Genomic DNA, 25,677 nt, shown 5'->3' with positions numbered 1-25,677 from the left:
CCTTATTTTAAAGTTCTAAAATTTTAATATTTTGATTGGTATAAATGCAAAGCTCTCCTGCAATTTTAAGGGATTCTAAAACTAAATCTTTTGGCTGCATTTGCCCACCACCAAATCGATCCAAAGCTCTAGCAGCTGAGAGTGCATAATTACCACCACTACCAATAGCAGCAATTCTTCCATCTTCTGGCTCTACCACATCACCTGTGCCACTTAAAATAAAAATTTTCTCTTTATTTAAAACAATCATCATCGCTTCTAAACGCCTTAAATACTTGTCTTTTCGCCATTCTTTAGAAAACTCTATCACGGATTTAAGTAAATCCCCTTTTTTGTTCTCCAAAATGCCTTCAAACATATCAAAAAGACTAAAAGCATCGGCTGTGCTTCCTGCAAAGCCACTTAGAATCTGTCCGTGATAAAGTGTGCGAATCTTAGTAGCATTACCCTTTAAAACACAATTTCCAAAAGTAACCTGCCCATCTCCGCCAATAACTGCTCCATTTTCTGTTTTATAGGCTAATATCGTTGTTGCTTCAAACATTATAGTGCCTCTACATCAATTTTTAAATTTGCGTGTATTCCACCACCTAGTTTGATTTCTACTTCATAAACTCCTGTAGATTTAATCGGATTTTTAAGCTCAATGCTTTTTTTATCAATCTCTAAGCGGTGTGCTTTAGCAAGTTCTTCTGCAATATCTTCTTTAGTAATTGCACCATAAAGAGAACCATTTGCACCAACTTTTTGAGAAATCTTTAGAGTAATTTCTTCAATTTTCTTAGCTGCCATTTCCATTAATGCCTTATTTTCTGCAGCTTGTTGTGCCATCTTTTTTTGTGTTGCTTTGTAGCGATTTATCACTTCATTAGTCGCAAAATCTGCCATTCCCTTAGCAATTAAAAAATTTTTTCCATATCCATCTTTTACTTCGCAAATTTCACCTTTTTTTCCTAATGCTTTCACATCTTGTAATAATAATACTTTCATCGATACTCCTTAAATTTTTGAAATTTTAACATTTTTTGTTAAATAAATAATAAGAGAATATTCTAGTTTTTGCTTTTATTTGGCAAAAATAAAAAAATAGTTTAATTATTTTATACTTTTTTAAAGTTTCTAAGAATAAGATATTAGGAATTTTTTAACGCCAAAAATGCGACAAACTATAAAGATTTTCCTATGCAAAAAAACTATCATCTTTTAATTATTATGCTAAGTGCAATGGTTACTATTTCAACACTTTATATTACACAGCCCATACAGCCTTTATTGATTGAAGAATTCACTATTTCTACTACCCAAGTTACCCTTTTTACTTCTATTCCCCTTTTTATGTTAGCCATCGCACCTATTTTTTATGGCTATTTACTAGAAAAATTTGATACCCGACTTATTTTAGTCATTTCACTAGCCTTGCTTGGAATCTTCCAATGTCTTTTGTGCTTAAGCCAACAATATAGTAGCTTTTTGCTTCTTAGAATCGGAGAATCACTTGCCATTCCTGCAGCACTTACAGCAACCGTTACTTGCCTTACACGCATTGATTCTAGCAACAAATACATCGGTGTTTATGTTGCTTCCACAATTTTTGGTGGCGTTCTCTCGCGTGTTGGAGGAGGACTTTTAACGACTATTTTTTCTTGGAAATTTACTTTTTTAGCCCTTGGAATCACAAGTTTCCTTATTGCAACACTTGCTATTAAACTCCCAAATACCAACGCAAAAATTAAAAATGCCAAAATCACCTTTAGAATCTTTTTGGATTTCTTAACCGATAAACGCTACTTTTTACTCTATTGTGGTGCATTTTTGATTCTTTTTTGTTTTCAAGGCACCCTTAATTTTATGCCCCTTTATGTTTCTTCCCTTGATCCAAACACTACCGCAGCACAAATTGGCTTTATGTATCTTGGATACATTATTGGTATTCTTGCTGCTCTTTTTTCTCAAAGAATCGTAAAATTGCTTGGTGGAGAAATCAAGGCAATCAGTGTTGGTTTTGTAATTTTTGCTTGTGCGTGTTTTATGATGATTTATGGGGATTTTTGGCAACTCTTTTTCGCAGTTTTTGTGTTAAGTGCCGGTATGTTTATTATTAATTCCACACTCTCTTCTTTAATTAATACTATCTCTGCCAATCAAAAAGGAATCACCAATGGTCTCTATCTTGCTTCATACTATGCAGGTGGCGCACTTGGGACAACATTACCTACTTACATTTATCGCCCTTTTGGCTGGAATGCCCTTTGTTTAACTCTTGGTGTTATTTTATTTTTAAGTGCCTTAATTTTTTACCAATCTCAAAAATATTTTATCAAAGGATAAACCTATGGAATGGCTAGAAGAAAATTATAATCAAATAAACCCTTTAGGGAATCTAAATATTCTTAACTTACCACCAAATTCCTGTAGCGATATTTTAGCAATCCTTCTTAGTCTTAGCCCAAAAACTTTTAATCTTTTTTGGCAATCCCAAACTCTACAAAAAATCTCTCAAAATTATCTCCAAGAAAATTTAAGCTTTAAACTGATTAAACAGGCTCAACTTAGCCTATTACTCCAGCTACAACGCCAATCCACCAACCACAAAATTAAAACTATTCTCCAAGAAACTTTAAATAAACTTGAAACTCTAAATCAAAACCAAATGATTGAAGAATCCCATTTTAAAAATCTCACACAATTTCTCTCAAAAATTCCTTTAGATTCCCTACAAACCAAAACCACCGCCCCCGCTTCCTCCATACAACACTTTGAAAATTTTTTTGAAGAAAGCCTTGCAATCTTAGAAAACCAAATGCACTCTATCCCTATGTTTGTAGATATTCAAAAGTCATTGCAAAATCTTTTAACAAAAACCAAATCCCAACATTTCTCTATAGGAATCACAGGAGTGTTAAGTGCAGGCAAAAGCACTTTATTAAATGCACTTTTAGGCAAAGAGATTCTAGGTAGCTCCACTATACCAGAAACAGCAAGTCTAACAACTCTTAAATACAATGAAACTTCCTATGCAAAAATAAATTTTTGGAATAAACAAGAATGGGAAGATTTAAAAAACACTCTAGATTCAAGCTATCTTGAATCTCTGCTAGAAAATCAAGAATTCCAAAGCTTTCTTTCTCAATATATTTTAGATTCTAATCCCAAACAAAGCCTTGAAATTCCCTTTGAAGAATTACCAAAATTCACTTCTGCAAATTATCCTAGCAAACTTTGCAATCTCATCAAAGAAACCACACTCTTTACGCCCTTGCAATTCTTGCAAAACCAAGTAGAAATTGTTGATACTCCAGGACTTGATGATCCTATTATCCAAAGGGAAGAAATCACCAAAAACTATCTATGTCAATGCGATTTACTCATTCACGCAATGAATGCTTCACAAAGTGCCACTCAATTAGATATCAACTTTATCCTAGAAGCTTTGCAAAACTCCAATATTTCAAGGATTCTCATTATCTTAACCCACGCCGATTTACTTTCCCAAAAAGATCTACTCCAAGCCCTAGATTACACCAAAGAAACCATACAAAGCCGAATCTCAGCACTCCAAGAGGGTGCCCTTCTTATAAAACGCCTAGATTTTCTTTGTCTTGCAAGTTATCCTGCACTCCTTTGTCAAACCAATCCAAAAAAAGCTAAAGAATTAGGATACACCCTCCAAGAATCCAATTTTAATGCTCTCATTGAATATTTACAAAAAACCCTCATAGGAAGCAATAGCACCAAAGCAAAAGATCTTATTTATCTAGCCACACAAGGCTTTAAAAAAGCTTTCCTTGCTTTGCAAGAAAATCTAAATCTTGAAAAAACACTGCTTTTTAGCTCAAGAGAATCCATTCTCTCCCTTATTGAAAGCACTAAACAAGAAGCACAAAAAGCTAGAGATGAGCTAAACTCCACCAAACAAAAACTACAAACCATTCAACAACAATTACAAGATTATGCCAAAACCGCAACAAACCTACTCTCCCAAAAGCTCCTTGAAGCACAAAACATACTCATTGAACGAATCTTTGAAGACATTATGTATGATTATAATCACAACAAAACACCCAGCAAAGAACGCGTAGAAAAAATTCTCTTGCAAGGTTTAAAGGATTTTTTAATTGATATTCTAAGAGTTTATCAATACAATTTTTCTCAAAAAATCTCTCAACTCATCAGTCAATTTGCCCTAAATCACAGCTTAAAACTCTCACAAATCAAACTTAATGAATCTTTAATTCTTAAAGTTAAAATGCAAATCCTAAATCATATTTCACTAAAGCACAAAGATACAAAACTCTTAAATTCACTACAAAATGCTTTTTCTTTAGGTTTTGAATCTTTTAAAGAAGCAATTTATAGCCAAAGCCAAACTCTTCAATCGCAGCTTTTTTGTAATCTTCAAAATCACTTCAATGAAATTTTAGAAGAATCAGAACTTATCTTGCAGACTAAAGAAAAGATTCTCCAAAAAAGCCTTGAAGATTCACAAAATAATTCAGAAAACAAAGCCAAAAAAGAACAAGAAATTCTCACACTTCAAGAACAAATCAAAAATCACCTAAACCAACTCCAAAATATCCAAGAATACGCAACAAGGACTTCTAATGCTTAAACAATATCTTAAAGAATGCCAAGAGATTCTACAAAAAAACTCACAAACCACCAAAATCCAAAAGCTACTTTTAGATTGTCAAAATAACCTTAATCCAAATGATTATTCCTTAGACTTCTTTGGTGATCTCTACAACAAAAATCAAGAAGCTATGCAAATTGCTATTATTGGGCAATTCTCAAGCGGTAAAAGCACCTTTTTAAACGCTCTTTTAGGAGAAAATATCTTACCAACAGGAATCACACCAATCACCTCAAAGGTTTGCAAAATCTGCTATGGGGATGAATATATTTTGGAAGTCATTTACAAAAATGGGCATAAGATTCCACAAAATATTGATTTTCTCCACAAACTCTCAAGACAAAACTCCCAAAACATTGATCATTTCTGCCTTTATGCACCCATTTTGCTTTTAAAAGAAATTAATTTTCTTGACACTCCAGGGTTTAACTCCCAAAATCAAGAAGACACCAATACGACCTTAAAAATCCTAGAAAATGTGGATGGAATCATTTGGCTAACCCTCATTGACAATGCTGGAAAAAATAGCGAAAAACAACTCCTTAAAGAATTCATTAAACATTATGCGCAAAAAAGCCTTTGTGTTTTAAACCAAAAAGATCGCTTAAAAACTCAAGAAGAAATTGATTTGAGTGTTCAATACGCCAAAGAAGCCTTTAGTGGAATCTTTGCAGAAATCATCCCAATTTCTGCAAAAATAGGACTTCAAGCCAATCTAAACTCTCCTCAAAAAATCCTAAAAAATCTCCTATCCAATCTCTCTTCAAAGATTCAAAATCTCTCCCATATAGAAGATAAAGACACGCTTTTAAGCACTTTAGAGTCTGATTTTAAAGCCACTTCAAAATCTATTCAAAACACAAACCAAAGCAATACCGACTACACAAACCTCATCAAGCAATCCAATATGCAAGCCATCTTTGATTTCATAACCCATACAATCAAGCCCAAAGCAACCCTCTCCAAAGAATACAGCACTCTTAAAAAACTTAAAGAAATGCATATTTTACTCCATTACCAATACCACAAAACCTTACTTTGCTATAAATCTTTAGCTAAAATATTTACCAATCATCTCCACGATACCATTCTAAAAAGCCAAACTCACCAAGAAAAACAACAGCAAATTTTTGACAATCTCTATAAAACCTTGGATTTGCTTTTAGATTCTATTGCACAAAACATCTATAATCATTTAGAAAAAACCGCGCTTGATTTTCCTATTAAACAAAAATCGCTTTTTAAAGAAAAGATCATTTTACAAAGCAAAGAAGTTACATTGCTGCCACTAGAACAAATTAAAATCCGACTCCAAAACCAAGATTCATCTTTTCAAAAAGACTTCAAAGCCTTAAGCGCACAAATTCACAATTTCTGCAATCTATTCCGCGATTTAGTGGAAGAATTCTCAAAAGATTTAAAATCCAAAGCTAAGCAATGGCAAGATAAAGAAGTTCAAAAACAAGAGATTTATAAATTTGCACCCAATAGCCAAAGCTTCAAAGATTTACAACATTTTTCACAGCAATATTATGAATGCCTTATAATTGATTTTGATAAAAATGATTTACTAGCAATCTCTAATCTCCAAAGCCAACTTCACTTCCTAAGCCATTTTCTCACACTCAATTATAATAATGCAATCGAATCAGCACTCAACAAACTTGATTTAAAGCTCAAAAATTCCATTGCCAAACATCAAGAAAATCAAGATTTCGCACTTTTTTCACCCACCCTAGAAAATATCCGCGATTATCTCAATGAATCTTTTTGTTTTGAACCCCTACAAGCCCAATTATTTGGACCTATGAATCTGCTAAAAAAAACCTACTCTCAATTCTTAAAAGGCTTAGAAACCCTTACACAAAATAAAAATCAAGTCATCAATGATAAGATGACAAATCTTAAGATAGAAATTGATAAAATTATAAAAAATTTACAAATTATCAAAGATTTTATGAATATGGAACCAGAGTTGCTTATAAGCAAACAAGACACTAAAAACAAGGAAGTTTAATGAAAGTAGAGCTCCTAGAGCCATACATTCAAATTAGCATTGAAAAAGAATCCCGCTTCTTAAAACGCGCTATTGATTTTGCATATAAACACTTTTCTAAAGCTTATCGTCTCTCTAGTTCAGTGTTGATTCTAGATGATGGAGAGCGTTATAAAAAAGATTATTTTTTAAACTGGGCTTATCATGTTGCTATGCAAGAAGAAAATAAAAAAAATAACCCAAGCTTCCAAGCTATCATTGATAGTAGCCACCTTCCAATTCGCATTAAAATGATTGAAAGCAAAGCTATCTTAGAACACATAATCGTTTCTTTGCAAATTCTCCATAGTAGCCTAACAAGAACACAAGTTTGTTTGCGTTTAAGTCGTCCAAATCGTCTCGCAAAACGCTATTTAACTTCTCTTTTTCAAGATTTTGTTATCAGCCATACTAAACAAGAAATTTTTCTAGATTCAAGCAGTCCTTATTTTTGGGAAAAACTCATTGCAATGCTTTCTCAAAAAATTATCCACAATATTGTTTTGGATTTTGATTATGAAACTTTCAAAACCAATAATACTTTTGAATGCTTTGAACCTTACACCACCAAAGAAGAAAGATTGCTTAAAAAAAGCTATAGAATCTTAGGTTGCAAAGAAGATGAAGAGTTTGAAAGCGTGAAAAATCGCTATATTGAACTCGCAAAAATCTATCATCCTGACAATGTTTATGGACAAGATTCTAAAATTATCGAAGGCTACTCTGAAAAATTCCGCATTATTAATGAAGCCTACGAAAATATTAAATCAAATTTTAAATGCTATTTAAGGAGTTAAAATGTCAAAAGAAAACGAATCTGTTGAATTAAGCTTTGAAGAAAAACCCAAAAAAAGTCATTTCCTAACTTATCTACTATTATTAATCTTGCTCATTATTATTGTCTTTGGCTTAGGTTACTATCTACTCAATAACGAAGTAGGCAAAAATGTCATTAATAATCTACAAAACTCTCTAGAATCTCAAGAGATTCAACCCTCCAATCAAGAATATGCTAAAGATGAGGAAATTCAACGCTTACAAAATGCGCTTATTCAAAAAGAAAAAGAGCTTCAAAGCCTTTCTCAATCGTTTGATAACTCAACAACACAGAAGCCAACCACATTGCAATTACGCTACACTATTAAACCCAAAAAACAAATCATAGCAGAATGTTTTTCAATGCAAACTGGAAAATGGGAGATTCCACAAGGCTGCCTCCTTTCTCTTGCCACTAAAATTAGCAAAGAACTAGAAAATGACAAAAAAGTTGTCGCTTTTGAAGTGCAAGGAATTGTTGATAACAACCCTTATAAAGGACTTTCACCTGAACTCAAACAAGAAGGTTTGGCTAGTTTTAGAGCGTGGAATGCGATTAGAGAAATCAACAAAAAGCTTCCAAATGTTACTGCTTTTGAAGGTCCAAGCCTAGAATTAAAAGACCAACGAGGCTATAGAATCAAAGCTTATTTTGTAGAATGAAAGCAATCCACACTCTAGGCGTAATTTTACGCCCATCAACCCCCGAACTCAAAGAATATTTTTTAGAATTCCAAAGTCTTGCCCATTCACTTGGTTTTGAAGTTTTATTAGATTCTATTAGTGGCGGTATGATTAATCGAAATGGTTTAAACTTCCAAGAACTCTGCCAATATTGCGATGCTTTAATTTCGATTGGAGGTGATGGCACACTTATTTCTACCGCTAGACGCTCCTTTTCATACCAAAAGCCAATTTTAGGAATCAATATGGGACATTTGGGATTCCTTACAGATTTACAAAAACACGAAGTTAAATCTTTTTTGCCAAATCTTAAAACTGGAAACTACAATATTACTAACCATATGATGCTTGAAGGGAAAATTGATAATACAGTAAGCTTTTTTGCGCTCAATGATATTATTTTAGCTCGCCCCAATGATGCTTCTATGATTCATCTTAAAGCCTCTATTGATGGGAATTATTTTAATTCCTATTATGGAGATGGTTTGATTCTTGCCACTCCAACAGGATCTACAGCTTATAATATTAGTGCAGGTGGTGCAGTTGTCTACCCCTTCTCTCATAATTTGCTTTTAACACCTATCTGTGCGCATTCTTTAACCCAAAGACCCTTAATTTTACCTGCAAATTTTACCATTGATATAGAGCTTGGAGAACAAGGAATTTGTAACATTATCATTGATGGACAAGAAAACAAAACTCTTAAATCCGGACAAAAAATCTCCATAAAAACCAAAAAAGATGGAGCCAAACTCATCCACAATATTCATTGGGATTACTTTAAGATTCTCAAAGAAAAATTTCATTGGGGAGATTATGAATAATGCAAAAAATCTTAATCAAAAAAATCGTTATTAAAGATTCTCCTGCTTTTAAAGTCGCTTGTTTTGAACCCTCGCCTTTTTTTAATGTCTTTAGTGGGGCAAGTGGAGCTGGAAAATCTGTTTTAATGGAATCGATCCTAGCCCTTTTTGGACTAAAAGAAAGCAACGCACAAACCCTAGAAGCCACGCTAGAACTTTATGGAATCCCAGAAGAATTTCAAGGCTTAATTGATGAGGGTGAAGTTATCTTAACACTTACCAAAAAAGACAAAATCCGCTATTTTCTAAACGCACAAAATATCCCCAAAAAGAAAATTACTGAAATCTTTGCCCCATTTTTAAAACATTTAGGGACAAAATCTTACAATTCTTTCAAAGAAGAGAATCTTTTTTTTGCTTTAGATTCATTTTGCAGCACTCAAGATTCAAAACACAAAAACTTTTTAGAAGACTATCAAAATGCCTTTAGTGCATACCAAAATGCCAAAAATACTCTCAAAAAACTCCAAGAAGAATCGCTTAAAGTCAATGAGCTCAAAGAATTTTTGCAATTTGAAATCCAAAAACTAGAAACACTTAATCCTAAAAAAGGGGAATATGAAGAACTTTTACTGCTTAAAAAAGAATTTTCCAAAAAAGAAAAAATAGCTCAAAGTCTTCAAGAAATTCAAGGTTTCTTAAGTCAAACTCACAAAATCTCAAACTTTCTCAACCTTATTGATTGTAAAAACGATTCCATTTTAAATGCACTCAATGAATTAGAAACAATTTGTCAGCAAGAAAGTGAGCGATTAAGCGAGATTGAATCGATTGATCCTGAAACGATTCTCAATCGAATCGAAGCCTTAAGTGCTTTAAAACATCGCTATGGTGGTGTGGATGAAGCCATAGAAACCTTAAAGAACAAAAAAGAAGAACTTGCTAAGTATGAAAATCTAGACATTCTTTTAAAAGAATCTCAAAATGCTCTCAATCAATGCCAAGAATCACTTAAAAAAAGTGCTGAAATTCTCTTAAAATCAAGAAATTCCAATCTCCCCTCATTCCTTAAAGCACTCAATGCCACTTTAAAAAATCTAAAAATGCCCCCTGCTAATATCTCACTTCAAGAAATTTCACTTGATTTATGGGGGATTTTAGGGAATGTTAATTTTAATATTACCCTTAACACAGAATTAAAAAATTTAAGTGCTGGGGAATTTAATCGATTCTCTCTAGCTCTTTTGCTTACTCAAAACACACAAGCAAAGAATCAATCCATTATCATTTTAGATGAAATTGATGCAAACTTAAGCGGAGAGGAATCTCAAGGAGTTGCGGAAGTTTTATATCAACTCTCACAAAACTATCAAATCTTTGCTATTTCTCACCAATCTCATATGCCAAGCTTGGCACATTCTCATTTCCTTGTCCAAAAACAACCCCAAGGATCGCAAATTACCTTGCTTGACAAAGAAGGTAGAATCTATGAGATTGCACGAATGATTAGTGGTAATGAAATCACACAAGAAGCCATTGATTTTGCCACCAAGCGACTCCAAAATTTCTAAAGATAAACAATGAATCTAAGCACCCTTAAAAAATTTGCTCTCTATCTTAATGATTCTCCCAAAAAACTTCGCTCCATTAAACGCATTGGGGATAATCTTTTTAAACTTGACATTAGCGGAGAAATCTTTTACTTTGATCTAAGCAAATCCAAAAGCAGCATTTATCTCACACAAGATCAATTAATCCCCCCTAAACTCTATAATGCCCCTTTTGATAAAAGTCTCCAAAAACTCTGCTACAATGCCCAAATCAAAAATGCCAAAGTTGATGGTGATAATCGGATTTTACAGCTTTTCTTAGAAACGCAAAACAGCTATAAAACAAGCATCACTCTTTTACAAGCCGAATTTACAGGTTGCTACACCAATCTTATTTTGCTTACTCCAAACTTCATTGTCATTGATGCTTTGCGACACATCACAAAAGAACAATCTTTCCGCGAAGTCAAAATCTCACGCCCTCTTTTACCACTCCCACAACCCGACAAAAAGCCGATTTTAAAAGATGAAGGTGAGCTTTTAGAGACTCTTAAAAATAATTTTTTAAAAATTAAAGAAAATGAATTAAAACAAAAAATCCAAAAATCAAGCACCCACATCACTCAAAAAATCAAGCAACTTCAATATTTTTTAAAAAATTTAGAAAATAAACAAGAGTTAGAAAAAACCGCACAAAACAAATCAAATTATGGAAAACTCATTCTTCAAAATCTCTATCTTTATCCCAATTTCAAAGACACAGAAATTATTCTCCAAGATACCAAAATCACGCTTCCGCCAAAAGCTACTTCTCTAAGCCATGCCGCACAAATTTTCTTTGAAAATTCCAAAAAACTAAGCAAAAAAGCACAAAATATCCATCTTCAAGAAGAGAATTTGCAAGACAAAATAGCTTTTTATACCAAACTTTTAGAAATGGTTCAAAATGTAACAAATCTTAATGATTTGCAAATTTTAGATTCAAACTCCCAAAAAGAAGCTAAGCAAAAGAAAAATTCTAAATCCTTTGAAAGCTTTTTTATCGAAGGTTTCAAGGTCTCTATCGGCAAGAATGAAAAAGAAAATATAGCCTTGCTTAAAGAAGCAAAAGCTGATGATATTTGGATGCATATCCGTGATATTCCAAGTTCCCATCTCATTATTCATTGTGGAAAAAACAAGATTCCTGATATAATCTTGCAAAAAGCTGCTAAGATTTTAGTAGGCTTTTTAAAAAGCTTTAGTGGAAATTATGAAGTGGATTATACCAAAAGGAAATTTGTAAAAATTACTCAAGGTGCAAATGTAATCTATGGAAAGGAGCAAACACTCCAAATCACAAAGAGATAAAGGAGAAAAAATGGCAGTCTCTCCAATTAGCAATGTAAATTATATTAATCAAAATTCACAAGTTAGTTCGATTCAACAAGCAAACACCCAAGTTAAATTAGACTTTCAATCTATGGTTAATCTCCAAGAAATGCAAGATAAGCAAAATGAAGTCCAAGAAGTACGCCCCACTGAAGAAACTCTAAAAACCAATGAAGATAAAGAAGGCAATGGCAAGCAAGAACAAGAGAATCAAGAAGCCACACAAAAAACTTCTAAAAAAGAAGATTCTCAAGATGAAATTCAAACTAATGAAGAGGGATTGATTCAACATTTAAATATTTCAGTTTAATTCATTTTTTTATTTTTATTTTGTAAAATTCTAGCTGACTTTCAAAGTCTAAAATATCAAAAAATAAAGGAAAAATATGTTTAATTTACGCAAACTACCTTTTAATGAAATCCAAGGCTTTATTAGCAAAGAAACCTGTGAATTCCATTATGGAAAACATCACCAAACTTATATCAATAACCTTAACAATCTCATTAAAGGCACAGAATTTGAATCAGCTTCTTTATTTGAAATTGTAACAAAAGCTCAAGGCGGAATCTTTAACAACGCCGCACAGGTTTATAATCACGATTTTTATTGGGATTGCCTCTCACCAAAAGAAACTCCATTAAGCAACGAATTGCAAGAAGCTATCAATGAGAGTTTTGGAAGTTTTGATAAATTTAAAGAAACTTTCTTACAATCTGCCACTACACTTTTTGGTTCTGGTTGGTGCTGGGTTGTGTATAATCCAAACTCTAAAAAACTAGAAATTGTTCAAACAAGCAATGCACAAACTCCTGTTACACAAGGTTTGATTCCTGTTTTAGTGGTTGATGTTTGGGAACACGCTTATTATGTAGATTACAGAAATGCTAGACCTGCTTATTTAGAGAAATTCTTTAGCCATATTCATTGGGATTTTGTTTCTAAATCACTAGAATGGGCAAAAAAAGAAGGATTAAACTCTGTAAATTTCTATATGAACTCTCTCCACGCTTAAAAAATCTTAAAGCAAAAGTAGCCTTTAGGGGCTACTTACAATATTCTTTCATAGCTTCTTTTGTATTCTTAAAAATTTTTTGCTATAATTTTAGACTTATGAGGGAGTAGTAAGCAAGTTTTTATTTTACTTGTGGCAAACCAACATACTGATGATTTTCATCTGGTTTTGCCTTAAATTATGAGACTCATATATAACTTATATAGCTATATATGATTCTTAAAACTTCCTAAAATTTAGCTTCATATATAGTCAAAAAGGAGCTAAATGTTTCACGATATTCCATTACAAGAACTCTTTACCAAATTTCAAAGCGATCAAGAAAATGGATTAACTTCCAAACAAGCCTTAGAAAACAAGCAAAAATTTGGTGCAAATATCTTTGAAAAATCCCCTCCACCCACACTTACAAAGCAACTCCTAGAAGCACTCAAAGAACCTATGGTTTTATTGCTTATTTTTGCTGCCTTTCTTGCTCTTGGAATTAATATCTATGAATATCTCTACCACAATCAATCAAACTTTTTAGAATGTATTGGCATTTTTATTGCCATATTTCTTTCTGTGGCTATTACGCTTATTATGGAAAATAAAAGCCAAAAAGCCTTTGAAGCTCTCAATGCTATCACTCAAGGCAATACCATAAAAACTTTGCGTGATGGAGAAGTTAAGCTTATCCCGCAAGAAGAGATTGTTAATGGCGATATTTTACTTTTAGAAACTGGCAATAAGATTCCCTGTGATTGTCGCATTATACATTCTCAAAGCCTAATGTGCAACGAATCAAGCCTTACAGGTGAAAGTATGCCAAGCATCAAGAATCCTATTCTCTCTAATCACACTCCTAATAATACTTATGAAAATATGCTTTATAGCGGTTGCTTTATCACCCAAGGCAATGCAAAAGCTATTTGTGTAGCTGTTGGGAATCACACTGAATTTGGAAAAATAGCAAAAGCCCTTGATCAAACAATCCAAACCACAACACCCTTACAAGAAAAACTCCAAAAGCTTAGTGGAAAAATCACAATTTTTGGAGCAAGTGCTGCATTTTTAGCCTTTCTCATACAAGTCATCTTTTTTATTCTAAGAGACACTATTAATTTTGAAAACATTACACAGGCTTTTATCTCAAGCATTGTTCTTATTGTTGCCTCCGTCCCAGAAGGTTTGCCTACCATTGTAGCCATATCATTGGCTCTTAATATTATTAAAATGTCTAAACAAAATGCTCTCATTAAAAAACTTATTGCTTGTGAAACAATTGGCTGTGTTAATATCATTTGTAGCGACAAAACTGGAACACTTACTCAAAATCAAATGAGCGTGGAACATTCCTTTATTCAAGACAGAATCTTTGAATTCCATTCTCACTCTCTACAAAATCTCCAAACAAGCCCCATTAAAGATTCTGCTTTTTTTATGCTTCATAATGCTGCATTAAATTCCACTGCCGATATCAGCCAAAAAGGAGAAAAATACGATTTTATTGGCAACCCAACCGAATGTGCCCTACTTGTTTTTGGAGAGAAAATAGGATTCCATTACAAAGAAATACGCAAGAATTTTAAAATCTTACATTCCTTTCCTTTTTTCTCGCAAACAAAAAATATGACAAGCCTAGTAGATTTTAAAGGAAAAATTCTTTGTCTAAGCAAAGGAAGTCCCGAAAAAATCCTAAGTCAATGTAAGATGATGCCTTGCCAAGATGCACTAAAGATTAACAAACAAATTCTTTACTTTCAAAATCTTGCCTATCGCGTTATTGCCTTTGCGCACAAAGAAATTACAGATGATAGAGATGTTAAAGACAGAGAATTACTTGAATCTCAAATGATTTTTGATGGCTTTGTAGCAATTTCTGATCCATTGCGTCCTGAAGTATATGAAGCCATTATGGATTGCAAAAAAGCAGGAATTGATGTTAAGATTCTAACAGGAGACAACCTTTCTACTGCTAAAGCCATCGGAAATCAACTGCATTTACTAGATCATAATTCTATTGCCATTGAAGCTAGTGAGCTAGAGAATTTAAACCAAAAAGAATTACTTCAAATTCTCCCAAAAATCAAAATCATTGCACGATCCACGCCAGATACCAAGATGCAAATTGTTAATATTTTAAAATCTCAAGGTAATGTTGTAGCTTTAAGCGGAGATGGAATTAACGATGCTCCAGCCCTTAAAAACGCAGATGTTGGAATCGCTATGGGAATTAGCGGGACAGAAGTCTCCAAAGCAGCAAGCGATATTATCTTACTTAATGATAGTTTTGCAACCATTGTTAAAGCTATTGAATGGGGAAGAGGTATCTATCAAAATTTCCAACGCTTCATTCAATTCCAACTCACCGTTAATCTTTCCTCTGTAATGATTGTTTTATTCGCAGTTATCGCAGGATTAACAGCACCCTTTAGTGCTTTGCAACTTTTATGGGTAAATCTCATTATGGATGGACCACCTGCACTAACCTTAGGATTAGAGCCCATTTCAAAAAACCTTTTAGCTCAAAAACCTATTAAGCGAAATGCCAACATTATAACTAAAGATATGCTAATTCTTATTATAATTAATGGAGTATTCATTGCTTTTGTATGTCTCTTGCAATATTTTACAAATTTCTTAGGTGCAACTCCTGAAGAAAAAAGCTCTGTTCTTTTTACTCTTTTTGTTATTTTTCAACTCTTCAATGCATTTAATGCAAGGGAATTGCATAATCAAAGTATTTTTAAAAACCTTACCAACAATCGCCTTATGCTTGGAGTTTTTATTCTTACTTTTGCTTTGCAAGTCTTAATCGTAGAATTTGGAGGAGAAGCTTTCAAGACAACACCATTAGATTTGATAATGTGGGTAAAAATATTATTTGTAGGTTTTAGTGTTATTATTGTAGGAGAAATTGTTCGCTTTTTACTCAAAGTTTCTAGGAAAAATAATCTTTCCTAGAAAGCTTTGTATTTTATTTGTAATTTCTACTGAGATATTCTCCCAAATATTGCAATTCTTCATCGCTAATTTCAGTTTTTCTAAAAAATGGCATAGAGTGCTTACCATAACGCACAAACACCTTAACCAAATCCACACTTAAATCTGTTCTATCTTCCAAAAGAGCAGGGATATCTTGCCCTTTATAAACAACAGCAAGTGCATTAGTTCCAGGCATTCCCTCACCATGACAAGCTTCACACCATCGACTATAGATCTTCTGACCTTTCTTTTGATTGGCATTTAAAGTCTTACTATCAATAGTAGAAAAAGCCGCAGGAGACATTGGATTATTTGGGACATACTCAAATACACCAACAGATTCTCCCTTAGGTAACCAATCAGCATTTTTACTATTAGCATTTAAGGCACAAGCCAATAATGCTAGAAAAATTAATCCTGCTTTTTTCATTTTTCTCTCCCTTCTTTTTTCATTAAGGCATCGCGTTTATTGTTAGCAAAACGCTCCTCTCTTAAATTTTTAGGCCAAATACCACCACGACCAGGAGCCAAGATTCCATTTGGATCAACGCAATCTTTAAGCTGCTCGTTAAATCGTCTCAAAATATGGTTATTATAAGAATATGCTCCCATAACATCATCTTGGAAAGTCGGAGCAGCACGATAATCTCCCCAACCATTTTCAGCGGCAGTTTTTACCATTGCACGATACATTTGACGCACTTTAAAATTATAGGCTTGATCAGTTCTAGAATTATTAAAGGCTAACATAAAACAGAATGCTCGATACATCCAGCTTCTAGGATGAGAGAAAGGAGTGATAGGAGATTCTACTCCAAATTCCCTAAATAATTCCATATACACTTCTTGGCATTTCAAAAGTTCTCTACCATCGCGTGGAATGATTGGTGAGAACCATACGTGTCCATCGCTAGGCTCTCTTGCTTCTCCTCTTGTGCTAATCCAAAAGATCTCCATATTTGGAATACCAAGAGCAACTTTGTGTTTTAATTGCTTTTTTTGTTCCAATTTCAAAGGCAAGTCAAATTCCTGAACAATAGAAATATCCACACCATCAATCACTTTAAACCGTCGCTTAATGTATTCTAAATTTGCATAGCACACTTCTTTACAGCCATATATAGAAACATCAATATTCCAATAAGGAATTTTATTCTTTAAAGCATAATTTTGTATTTTATTCATATCAGGTAAGCCATTTTTACTAGTAAGGTAACCTTTTAATTCCTCATTCATAGGCTTTCCATAAGGTGGATTAAGAGGACTGAAATATTGTGGCCAACCTACAATAAAACTATCTTCAAGGTAATTTAAAATTTCAACCGCTGGAATCAAATCTTCGCGTTTTTTCATTTTAATAGAAATTAGCATATAGTGTTCTGGTTTTGGCATCATCCAAAATCCCATTTTAGTAACAATTCCGAAGTTTGATTGAGAAAATAATCCATCCACATAAGGTCCATAACCATATTTATTTTCTGCAAAAGTTTTAGCTTTAGGCAATGCTCCCATACCTGTGCGCAAAATTTCTCCATTAGCTAATACTACTTCCATACCACAATGTGATCCAAAATGATCTCGATACATTCCATAGCTATATCCCCAACCATGATCAAGTGCATTTCCTAATGGTGATCCCCAACCTGGATCAGGAATATCTAAGAAAACATTGAGATTATTTTTTTCAACATATTCATACAAATCAAAATAGCTTACACCAGGTTCAACAATACAGAAATTTCTTTTATCATCTACTTCAATGATTTTATTCATTCTTTTGAGATCCACTACAACTTGCCCTCTTTGTTGTGGCGCACAAGAACCATAGCCTAAATTCTTACCTGTAGAAATAGGAAAGAGTGGTATCTTAAATTCATTGGCAATCTTAACAATTGCTTGCACTTCTTCCACATTTTTTGGTGCAAGTGCCAAAGAAGCAATAGGTTCATCATCATCGCCCCATTGCGGACTATAAGCATCTCTATAAAGCTCTAAATCTTCTTGAGAGCTAAATACCCATTCTTTTCCTAAAGCTTTTTCAAATTTTGCTACTGCAGCTGTAAAATCACTTTGTGTAACATCTCTTGGTAAAATCATAACCTAACTCCTTTGGGCGCTAAAATCCAAGTATAAATATCGCCCTGCTTTTCTTTATAAGCGACATGCATACCATAATCTGCCGCCATTCTTTGTATTACAAAAAAGGTTGCCCCACTACTCACGCTTCCCACAAGTGCTTTATCAGCAAAGATTTCCTTAAGCTTTGCATAAATATCGCCAATATCTCTCTCAACAACTAAGACATTATCAACATTCACAAAAGCTTCTTGATAAGAAACTTCACTATCTTTTATAAAATATTTGACTTGTTTAAAAGTTTGAGGAACTTCTAAATAAGAAGCATTCAAACTGGAGAGAGAAACTGCAGTTAAGGCAGTGGTTTTTAAAAAATTTCTACGAGAAATCTTTGTCATTCATATCTCCTTGTAAAAAGTTAAAATATATTTTAACTTTGGAATTATCTTACAAGAAAGGTTAAAAAATATTTAAACAAATTATTTTTTTATCCGCAAACTATTGCCCACAACAACAAGTGAGCTTAAAGACATAGAGAGTGCCGCAACAAGCGGAATAACATAACCCAACATTGCTAATGGAATCATAAAAGCATTATACAACAATGAAATCCAAAGATTTTGTTTAATAAATCTAAAAGTCCTTTTCCCAATTCTAAAAGCTTCAGTAATGCCATTAACGCTATCATCTAGCACAACAATATCGCTCACCCCAATTGCTACATCAATCCCACTACCCATTGCAATGGCAATATCACTCCTGCTTAAAGCTATAGAATCATTAATCCCATCTCCTGCCATAACCACAATTTTTCCTTTTTGATGAAGCTTATCAATAAAATCTGCTTTATCTATAGGGTTTTGCTTGGCATAATATTCGCTAATCCCAAGAGTTTCTGCCACCCTTTGACAAACACTTCCATTGTCTCCACTTAATAAAATGACATCAATTCCCATTTTTTTAATTTTTTCTATAGATTCTTTAGCATCTTTTTTAAGTGTATCTTCTAATGAAAATTCTGCTAAAAGGCAATCTTCTCTGGCAAAATAAAAAACACTATTGTGAGATTCCTGCAAGTCTTTTGGTATCATCACCCCACTTTCTTTAAGTAACTCTAAGTTTCCACCCACATAACTTTGACCATTGACTTGAGCTTTAATCCCTCTAGTGCTAATTTGCTCTACACTCTCCACTTGTGCTTTTTTATATAAATTTTCAAAATACCCTAACAATGCTACACTAATTGGATGAGCACTTTTTTCAACCATTCCATACAAAATCTCAAAATCGCTAGTCTTTGCACCAAAATCCTTTAATCCAACAACACGCAATTTACCTTCTGTTAGTGTGCCTGTTTTATCCACTACCAATGCATTTGCCTTAGCAATAACTTCTAAAAATCTCGCTTCCCTAAAAAGCACCTTTTGTTTAAAAGCCTCTCCAAGTCCCACCAAAGAAGCAATAGGCGTAGCCAAAGCCAAAGCGCAAGGACAAGCAATGATAATCACAGAAATCATCACCATTAAACTTTTATCAAAACTTACTTCCCAAACAAAATGCCATAGCCCAAAAGTTATCAAAGCAAACAAAAGAATCACGGATGAAAAATAACGCGAAATCTTATTTGCCACTTCTTGAATTTTTGGACGCGCATTTAAAGAATCTTCAACTAAATTCACAATTTTTGTCATTAAAGATTCTTTAAAAACCTTTGTAACCTCATAAATAAAACTTTTGTTTAACACTAAAGAACCAGAATAAATATTTTGCCCCTTTATTTTTTCTTGTGGTAATGATTCCCCACTCAAAGCACTCTCATCACACAAGGCTTCTTTGGAGAGCAAAATCCCATCAAGTGCTACCCTCTCGCCTGGTTTTACTTGGATAATATCTCCTGTTTCCACTGATTCTATTGATTTTTCTTGAAAATTTTCACCCACTTTCACCATAGCACTAAATGGTATTTGTGCATTAAGTTTATCTAAGCTATCTATAGCACTTTTTTTACCCCGAATCTCCAAAAACTTCCCAATTAAAACAAAAGTAATAATCATCGCCACTGATTCAAAGTAAGTTTCTCCCCCCTTAAAACTCGCATAAATTGAATAAATATAAGCCAAAGCAGTACCGCTAATAACAAGCAAATCCATATTAGGAGTTTTATATTTAAATGCCATATAAGCCCCACGCCAAAATACTGCTCCACTAAAAAACAGCACAGGAGTAGCCAAAACAAATCCAGCAATATTTAAAATATTTCGCATTTCTTGTGAAATCCCTGAAAAATACCCCGCATATTGTGCCACAGCAATCCACATAATATTCATTACACAAAAGATTCCAACGACCATTTTTATATAATAATCTTTTTTCTCTTTTTTGGCATAGGTTTCTTGCAATCTTGAATCATAAAAATGCGCATCATAACCGATTTGTTGGATTGTTTGGATAATTTGTGAGACTTTTATTTGCCTAGGATCAAAAAGAATCGTGGCTTTGTTATTAGTATAGTTAATATGAACTTCAACAATCCCCTCTTGTTGAGAGAGAATCTTTTCATTTAACCATACACAAGCGATACAATGAATCTTTTCTAAAATCAAAGAGATTTCAAAAAAATCCCCTTTTTTCTCCCCATAATGATCTAAAAAAGAGGCTGAATCATACTGCGTAAAATCTGTGTTTTTATTGTCTTTAATGGGTTCTAGTTTTTGATCGCCTAGTTTGGAGTAAAAATCCTCCAAACCTTGAGTTTGCAATAATTTATAAACTCCCTCACAACCCCTACAACAAAAATATTTCTTTTGATTGGCAATTTCTGTTTGAATCAAAACTGCTTCATCAAATTCTAAATGACAGTGATCACAACACCTTTTAGCCATTACTTATTTATGCTTTAAATTGTGATAAAAACTTTTTAAGGTTTCTAGCAGCTTGGCGGATTCTATTTTCATTTTCAATCAATGCAATTCGCACATAATTATCCCCTTCATGTCCAAATCCAATACCAGGGCTTACGGCGATTTTAGCTTCTTGTAATAATCGCTTAGAAAACTCCATACTTCCTAAATGTTTCACACACTCAGGGATTTCCGCCCAAATAAACATACTCGCTTTAGGCTTTTTCATTTTCCATCCAGCTGCTCCAAAACTCTCTATTAAAACTTCCATTCGCTTTTCATATTTGTTTGCAATCTCTTTTACACAATCTTGATTCCCATTAAGTGCAATGGTAGAAGCAATTTGAATAGGAGTATAAATCCCATAATCTAGCCAACTTTTAATTTTTTGCAATGCGCCAATTAATCTTTCATTCCCCACAAAACAACCCACACGCCAACCTGCCATATTATAACTTTTTGAGAGTGTATAACCCTCAACAGCAACATCCAAAGCTCCATCCACTTCAAAAATAGAAGGTGCCACATAACCATCAAAACTTAAATCCGCATAGGCAATATCATTAATTATATAAAATCGCTCTTGCTTGGCTAATGCTACCAACCTTTCATAAAATTCCTTATACACTACAATCGTTGTTGGGTTATGGGGAAAGTTTGTCACAACAAATTTTGGCTTAGGCATTGTATTGTGTAGAGCATTTTTGAGCGATTGAAAATATGATTCCATATCCAATTCATAATCTTCATTCCATTTTAACCCAAAAGTTGCAACATTTGCACCTGCTAAAATAAACGCATAATAATGAATAGGATAAGCTGGTTCTGCAACTATAGCCGTATCACCTGGATTAGTAATAGCTTGCACCAAATGCACATAACCCTCTTTAGAACCCATTGCTACACACACTTGCGTATCTGGATTTAACTCCACCCCATATTTTCGCTTATAAGTATCTGCAATTGCTAATCGCAATTTATAGATTCCTTTACTCGCAGAGTATCCGTGATTCTTTGGCTTATGGGCTGCTTCACAAAGCTTTTCAACAATATGATTTGGAGTAGGACCATCTGGATTGCCCATACTAAAATCAATCACATCTTCACCATTTTGACGCATTTGCAATTTAATCTCATTAATAGCAGCAAACACATATTTTGGCAATCTTTTTATTTTCTCAAACTCAATCTCATCAAACATCCAAACTCCTTTATTCTAAAGTTATGCTTAAACCACCTTTAATCACAATTGGCAAATAATTATCACTAATTTTAACAAAAGCACTCCCACTTGGAATCACTACACTTGTTTCACGGACTGAATCCTCCAAAGAAACCACTTTAATAATCCCTAAATTTTCATCAAAAAACACAATTTTCGGATACCACAAAACATTATCAGAGCTATTTACAAGCAGCTTTCCTCCTTCTTTTAGAGAATACCAATATTCACCTTTAAGATTCGCACTATTTTGAGGCACTTTTTTTTCTAATGGTATTGCTTTAGGATATTTTAAAACATCTTGAACAATCGCATAAACCCACTGCCGAATATTTTGCCTTTCAATTCTTGATACACTATACCCATAATCGCGTAATTTTTCCTGTAACAATACAGGATCAATAGCATATTCTGTATTCATTGATAAGACAAAACGATATTTTTCATTATCAAATATACTTTGCTTAACCAAAAAATAATAATATCCCATTGCCCCCAAAACATCAGAGAGCACACTCATAAAAGCTGCTGGATTTTGCCTAATCTCAAAAGACAATTCAAGCTCCATAGGACTACCAAAGGTTAGCTTTAATAATCCATTTTCTTTAAGAATTTTAGAAATTTTATATAAATTAGGTTGTCCAACTCCATCTAAAAATTCATCTTGATTATTAAAAAGTCTTTGTATGAATTTTTGATTCACGCGATAATCTTGCACCCCAATGAGTGAAATAATATGAAAATCTAAAGAATTACAAAAAAGTTTAGAATTAGCAAAAAAAATCAACAACAAAACAAAAAAGATTCTTCTTACCACCCCAAGCCTCCGCTATATTGGCGATATTGTGCATTATTAACTTCAATAAATTCTCCCTTTTCATTCACCATAAAATACATCCGTCTTGCTAGATTATAACTATCCACTTTTTGATTATTGTTTATCTCTAGCATTCCGTGTCCTGTGATAATGGTTTGCGGTCTTTTTAAATCCACTTCATAAGTCTTATCCACAATCATTGATTGTCTTTGCTTGGTATCTAAATACACAATCCCCACCCATACATTTGTTAAAGGATGAATTTCAACTTTTGTTTCAACTTGCGGAATAACCTCTTGTGAAAGATTTTCTTGAGCAACAACTTCTTGCTGGATGCCCTCTTGAGGAATCTCTTCTAAAGGCGTAGAAGCAGAAGAATCAAGATTTAAATTAGGTGCTATCTCTAAACTTTGAGTTGCATTATTCTCTTCTTTTTCTTTTTTATTTTCTTCAATTACTCCCTCATCTGTAGCTTCATTATAAGTTTCTTTAATATCTGCATTTAACTCTTGAGTACTCTTTTCTACAGCTTTAGCAGAATCATCCATAAAATTGGAATTAAAATAAAAATAAGCTCCAATAGCAAGTAAAATCACCACTATAAGCGTGATGATTAAACCGCTATTAAAATCATTTTGCGGCGTGGCTTCATGCATAATTTTGAAATTAATATTGGCTTCTGTCTTTTCTTTTTCTTTTTTATTTTCTTTTAAAAAACTCTCATATTCTTCGCACCATTTTTGTAAATCAATCTGATACTCACGCTCCAAAATATGAATTAAACCAATAGTAGTTACCCTATCCCTCAATCCTTCAAAATCCATTTCTAAAATCTTTTTGATTTTATCTAATGCAATATGCGTTCTATTGGCAATTTCCTTTACACCAATTTGTCTTAATCTTTCAATTTCTTCCATTGATTATCCTATCTATTAAAATTGCTCCTGCTACACCCACATTAAGTGAATCAAAATCCCTTTTCATAGGGATTGTAAGATTATAATCCATTTTTGCTAAAACTTTTTTTGAAAGCCCCTCGCCCTCATTACCTAAAACTAACGCCTTTTTGCTCTCTAAAGAAATCGGTAAATTTTGCCCTTGCAAACTTGTCCCAAGCAATACAAAGTCTGCCTGCTTTAATTCGTGAAATACATCTAAAGGATTATAAACCACACAAAAAGGCATTCCAAGCATTGCTCCAGAACTCGCCCTCAAAACACCTTCTTGTTTAAAATTATGAATCCCACAAATGACAATACCATCTACTCCGAGACCATAAGCACTGCGAAATAAAGAACCCAAATTTCCAACATCACTAATCCCGCACAAAACAAGCACAAAGTCCATTGATTTAATGAAATGAAACTCCACTGGTTCTAGGGCTTCAATCTCTAGCAAATACCCTTGATGATTCCCACCCTTTGCCATTGCCTGTGCTTTTTTAGCATCTAGCCTTAGAATCGGTTTTTGCGTTTTTTTTAAGCGATTAAAAAAAGTTTTATCAACTTCTTTTGCCAAATAAATATTAATAATTTTTTCTTGATGCTGTGCTAAAATTAACTCAACAATACGCTTTCCATAAACGACCATTAATTTTATCCTATTTTCATTGTTTTTATACTTATTTATTTTTGACACAACAAATCATAATATTCACTTGCTGGTTTATTGTTTAGTTTTGACAATATCTTTGCTTTGATTTTTGGAGGTATGTCTAATAAATAAATCATTTCTTGAGTGAGTGTCTTTTCTTTTTCTGTCTCTTTTTTATTCTCTAGCACCACAACCCATTCTCCCTTAATAGAAGTTTTTTGCAATTGCTCTAGCACTTCTTGAAGTGTGCCTTTGTAAGTTTGTTGGTATTTTTTAGTGAGTTCTTTTGCCACAAAAACTACTCTTTGACTATCCACTTCACACATCATCTCTAGTGTTTCTAACAAACGATGAGGGGATTCATAATAAACAAGAGGATAAGCACTTTTAAAGTTTTCTACAAAATTTTCTAAACGCTCTTTTTTCTTATGAGGTGGGAATCCCAAAAAAGTAAATTCTTTCTCTACAATTCCACTAAAAGCTACCGCCAAAGTTAAAGCACTAATGCCACCTACCACCTCATACTCTAAAGCATTGGTTTGTAAAAATCTCACCAACTCCACTCCAGGATCACTAATACAAGGCATACCTGCATCACTCAAAAAAGCAATGTCTTGTGAAAAAAAATCCAAAGAAACTTGTTTTAAAAATTCAGATTGATTGTGTGTATGAAAGGGAATATATTGATAAATTTTGTTTTTTAAAAAACGGCGTTCTATCAACAAAGAGAGAAGTTTTTTAGTAACTCTTGTATCTTCACACAAAAGCACTTCACATCTCTCTAAAACTTCTAAAGTATGAAATGAAATGTCTTGTAAATTTCCTATTGGAGTAGGAAGAAAAGTAACCATTTTAATATGGTTATTTAAGATTATATCTTTGTTTAAACTTCTCTACCCTACCTGCAGTATCTACAACTTTATCAGAACCTGTGTAAAAAGGGTGACAAAAAGAAGAAATATCAATTCTCAACTCTGGCTTAACACTCATCACTTCAATCTCTTTTCCGCTTGTAACACAAGTTACTTTACAAGGCACATATTCTGGGTGAATTCCTTTTTTCATTACAATTAACCTTTCTTCAAGTATGTTTTCAAATAAAAATTAAAGCTATAATCATAGCATATTTTTATAAAATTTTATGTAAATCTAACCCTTTTTATTTTTTATTCTTTTTTTTCTTGCTAAAATTTCTATTTT

The 25,677-nt window shown here is 33.2% G+C and carries 23 protein-coding genes; 11 read left to right on the top strand and 12 right to left on the bottom strand.

All coding sequences use genetic code 11. The annotated features are described in order from the left end of the window. Positions 1-7 precede the first annotated feature (7 nt). Entirely contained in the window at positions 8-544 is a 537-nt protein-coding gene (hslV, locus tag HCAN_RS04105; RefSeq protein WP_006655486.1) for an ATP-dependent protease subunit HslV, read from the bottom strand. Then, complete coding sequence (rplI, locus tag HCAN_RS04100; protein ID WP_006655485.1) at positions 544-990, bottom strand: 50S ribosomal protein L9; 447 nt, start codon at positions 988-990, stop codon at positions 544-546. Before rplI ends, hslV begins: the two co-directional genes overlap by 1 nt. 192 nt (positions 991-1,182) lie before the next feature. Here rplI and HCAN_RS04095 point away from each other — a divergent pair, with 192 nt between their 5' ends. The 11 genes from HCAN_RS04095 (at position 1,183) to HCAN_RS04045 (ending at position 15,848) form a co-directional block, all read left to right on the top strand. Continuing rightward, a complete protein-coding gene (locus HCAN_RS04095; RefSeq protein WP_006655484.1) occupies positions 1,183-2,328 on the top strand; it encodes an MFS transporter in 1,146 nt (381 codons plus the stop codon). Between the two features lie 4 nt (positions 2,329-2,332). After that, positions 2,333-4,609, top strand: coding sequence for a dynamin family protein (locus HCAN_RS04090; protein ID WP_006655483.1), 2,277 nt, complete (start codon positions 2,333-2,335; stop codon positions 4,607-4,609). Further along, the gene (locus HCAN_RS04085; protein ID WP_006655482.1) at positions 4,602-6,647 is read left to right on the top strand and encodes a dynamin family protein; all 2,046 of its coding nucleotides are present in this window, start codon (positions 4,602-4,604) and stop codon (positions 6,645-6,647) included. Before HCAN_RS04090 ends, HCAN_RS04085 begins: the two co-directional genes overlap by 8 nt. Further along, entirely contained in the window at positions 6,647-7,462 is an 816-nt protein-coding gene (locus tag HCAN_RS04080) for a J domain-containing protein (protein ID WP_006655481.1), read from the top strand. Before HCAN_RS04085 ends, HCAN_RS04080 begins: the two co-directional genes overlap by 1 nt. 1 nt (position 7,463) lies before the next feature. Next, a complete protein-coding gene (locus HCAN_RS04075; RefSeq protein WP_006655480.1) occupies positions 7,464-8,144 on the top strand; it encodes a hypothetical protein in 681 nt (226 codons plus the stop codon). After that, positions 8,141-8,989: an NAD(+)/NADH kinase gene (locus HCAN_RS04070; RefSeq protein WP_006655479.1), complete on the top strand. Its 849-nt coding sequence runs from the start codon at positions 8,141-8,143 to the stop codon at positions 8,987-8,989. Before HCAN_RS04075 ends, HCAN_RS04070 begins: the two co-directional genes overlap by 4 nt. After that, the gene (locus HCAN_RS04065; protein WP_006655478.1) at positions 8,989-10,539 is read left to right on the top strand and encodes a DNA repair protein RecN; all 1,551 of its coding nucleotides are present in this window, start codon (positions 8,989-8,991) and stop codon (positions 10,537-10,539) included. Before HCAN_RS04070 ends, HCAN_RS04065 begins: the two co-directional genes overlap by 1 nt. A gap of 9 nt (positions 10,540-10,548) precedes the next feature. Further along, the gene (locus tag HCAN_RS04060) at positions 10,549-11,868 is read left to right on the top strand and encodes an NFACT family protein (protein ID WP_006656831.1); all 1,320 of its coding nucleotides are present in this window, start codon (positions 10,549-10,551) and stop codon (positions 11,866-11,868) included. A gap of 10 nt (positions 11,869-11,878) precedes the next feature. Continuing rightward, positions 11,879-12,199: a hypothetical protein gene (locus HCAN_RS04055; RefSeq protein ID WP_231232542.1), complete on the top strand. Its 321-nt coding sequence runs from the start codon at positions 11,879-11,881 to the stop codon at positions 12,197-12,199. 76 nt (positions 12,200-12,275) lie between these two features. After that, on the top strand, positions 12,276-12,902 hold the full coding sequence (locus HCAN_RS04050; RefSeq protein WP_006655475.1) for a superoxide dismutase: 627 nt from the start codon (positions 12,276-12,278) through the stop codon (positions 12,900-12,902). Between the two features lie 267 nt (positions 12,903-13,169). After that, positions 13,170-15,848, top strand: coding sequence for a calcium-translocating P-type ATPase, PMCA-type (locus tag HCAN_RS04045; RefSeq protein WP_006655474.1), 2,679 nt, complete (start codon positions 13,170-13,172; stop codon positions 15,846-15,848). A gap of 13 nt (positions 15,849-15,861) precedes the next feature. On the opposite strand, the gene HCAN_RS04040 is transcribed toward HCAN_RS04045, so the two are convergent. The 10 genes from HCAN_RS04040 to rpmE form a co-directional block, all read right to left on the bottom strand. Then, on the bottom strand, positions 15,862-16,299 hold the full coding sequence (locus HCAN_RS04040) for a c-type cytochrome (protein WP_006656830.1): 438 nt from the start codon (positions 16,297-16,299) through the stop codon (positions 15,862-15,864). After that, positions 16,296-17,966, bottom strand: a complete 1,671-nt coding sequence (locus HCAN_RS04035) for an FAD-binding oxidoreductase (RefSeq protein ID WP_006655472.1) — start codon at positions 17,964-17,966, stop codon at positions 16,296-16,298. Before HCAN_RS04035 ends, HCAN_RS04040 begins: the two co-directional genes overlap by 4 nt. Further along, positions 17,963-18,343 carry a twin-arginine translocation signal domain-containing protein gene (locus tag HCAN_RS04030; RefSeq protein ID WP_006655471.1) on the bottom strand — a complete coding sequence of 127 codons (381 nt, stop codon included), beginning with the start codon at positions 18,341-18,343 and terminating at the stop codon, positions 17,963-17,965. Before HCAN_RS04030 ends, HCAN_RS04035 begins: the two co-directional genes overlap by 4 nt. Before the next feature lie 81 nt (positions 18,344-18,424). Next, a complete protein-coding gene (locus HCAN_RS04025) occupies positions 18,425-20,827 on the bottom strand; it encodes a heavy metal translocating P-type ATPase (RefSeq protein ID WP_006655470.1) in 2,403 nt (800 codons plus the stop codon). A gap of 7 nt (positions 20,828-20,834) precedes the next feature. Then, positions 20,835-22,046: an LL-diaminopimelate aminotransferase gene (locus HCAN_RS04020; RefSeq protein ID WP_006655469.1), complete on the bottom strand. Its 1,212-nt coding sequence runs from the start codon at positions 22,044-22,046 to the stop codon at positions 20,835-20,837. 10 nt (positions 22,047-22,056) lie between these two features. Continuing rightward, complete coding sequence (locus tag HCAN_RS04015) at positions 22,057-22,884, bottom strand: hypothetical protein (protein ID WP_006656829.1); 828 nt, start codon at positions 22,882-22,884, stop codon at positions 22,057-22,059. Then, entirely contained in the window at positions 22,878-23,801 is a 924-nt protein-coding gene (locus HCAN_RS04010; RefSeq protein ID WP_006655467.1) for a hypothetical protein, read from the bottom strand. Before HCAN_RS04010 ends, HCAN_RS04015 begins: the two co-directional genes overlap by 7 nt. Further along, complete coding sequence (rlmB, locus tag HCAN_RS04005) at positions 23,788-24,474, bottom strand: 23S rRNA (guanosine(2251)-2'-O)-methyltransferase RlmB (RefSeq protein ID WP_006656828.1); 687 nt, start codon at positions 24,472-24,474, stop codon at positions 23,788-23,790. Before rlmB ends, HCAN_RS04010 begins: the two co-directional genes overlap by 14 nt. A 35-nt stretch (positions 24,475-24,509) precedes the next feature. Beyond that, a complete protein-coding gene (gene rsmI / locus HCAN_RS04000) occupies positions 24,510-25,328 on the bottom strand; it encodes a 16S rRNA (cytidine(1402)-2'-O)-methyltransferase (RefSeq protein WP_006655465.1) in 819 nt (272 codons plus the stop codon). 10 nt (positions 25,329-25,338) lie between these two features. Next, positions 25,339-25,542, bottom strand: coding sequence for a 50S ribosomal protein L31 (rpmE, locus tag HCAN_RS03995; protein ID WP_005020629.1), 204 nt, complete (start codon positions 25,540-25,542; stop codon positions 25,339-25,341). Positions 25,543-25,677: the final 135 nt, after the last annotated feature.

The organism is Helicobacter canadensis MIT 98-5491 (assembly GCF_000162575.1).
Taxonomy (GTDB): domain Bacteria; phylum Campylobacterota; class Campylobacteria; order Campylobacterales; family Helicobacteraceae; genus Helicobacter_D; species Helicobacter_D canadensis.
Note: the sequence above shows the minus strand (reverse complement) of the source record. Positions and strands in the feature narration are given on the sequence as shown.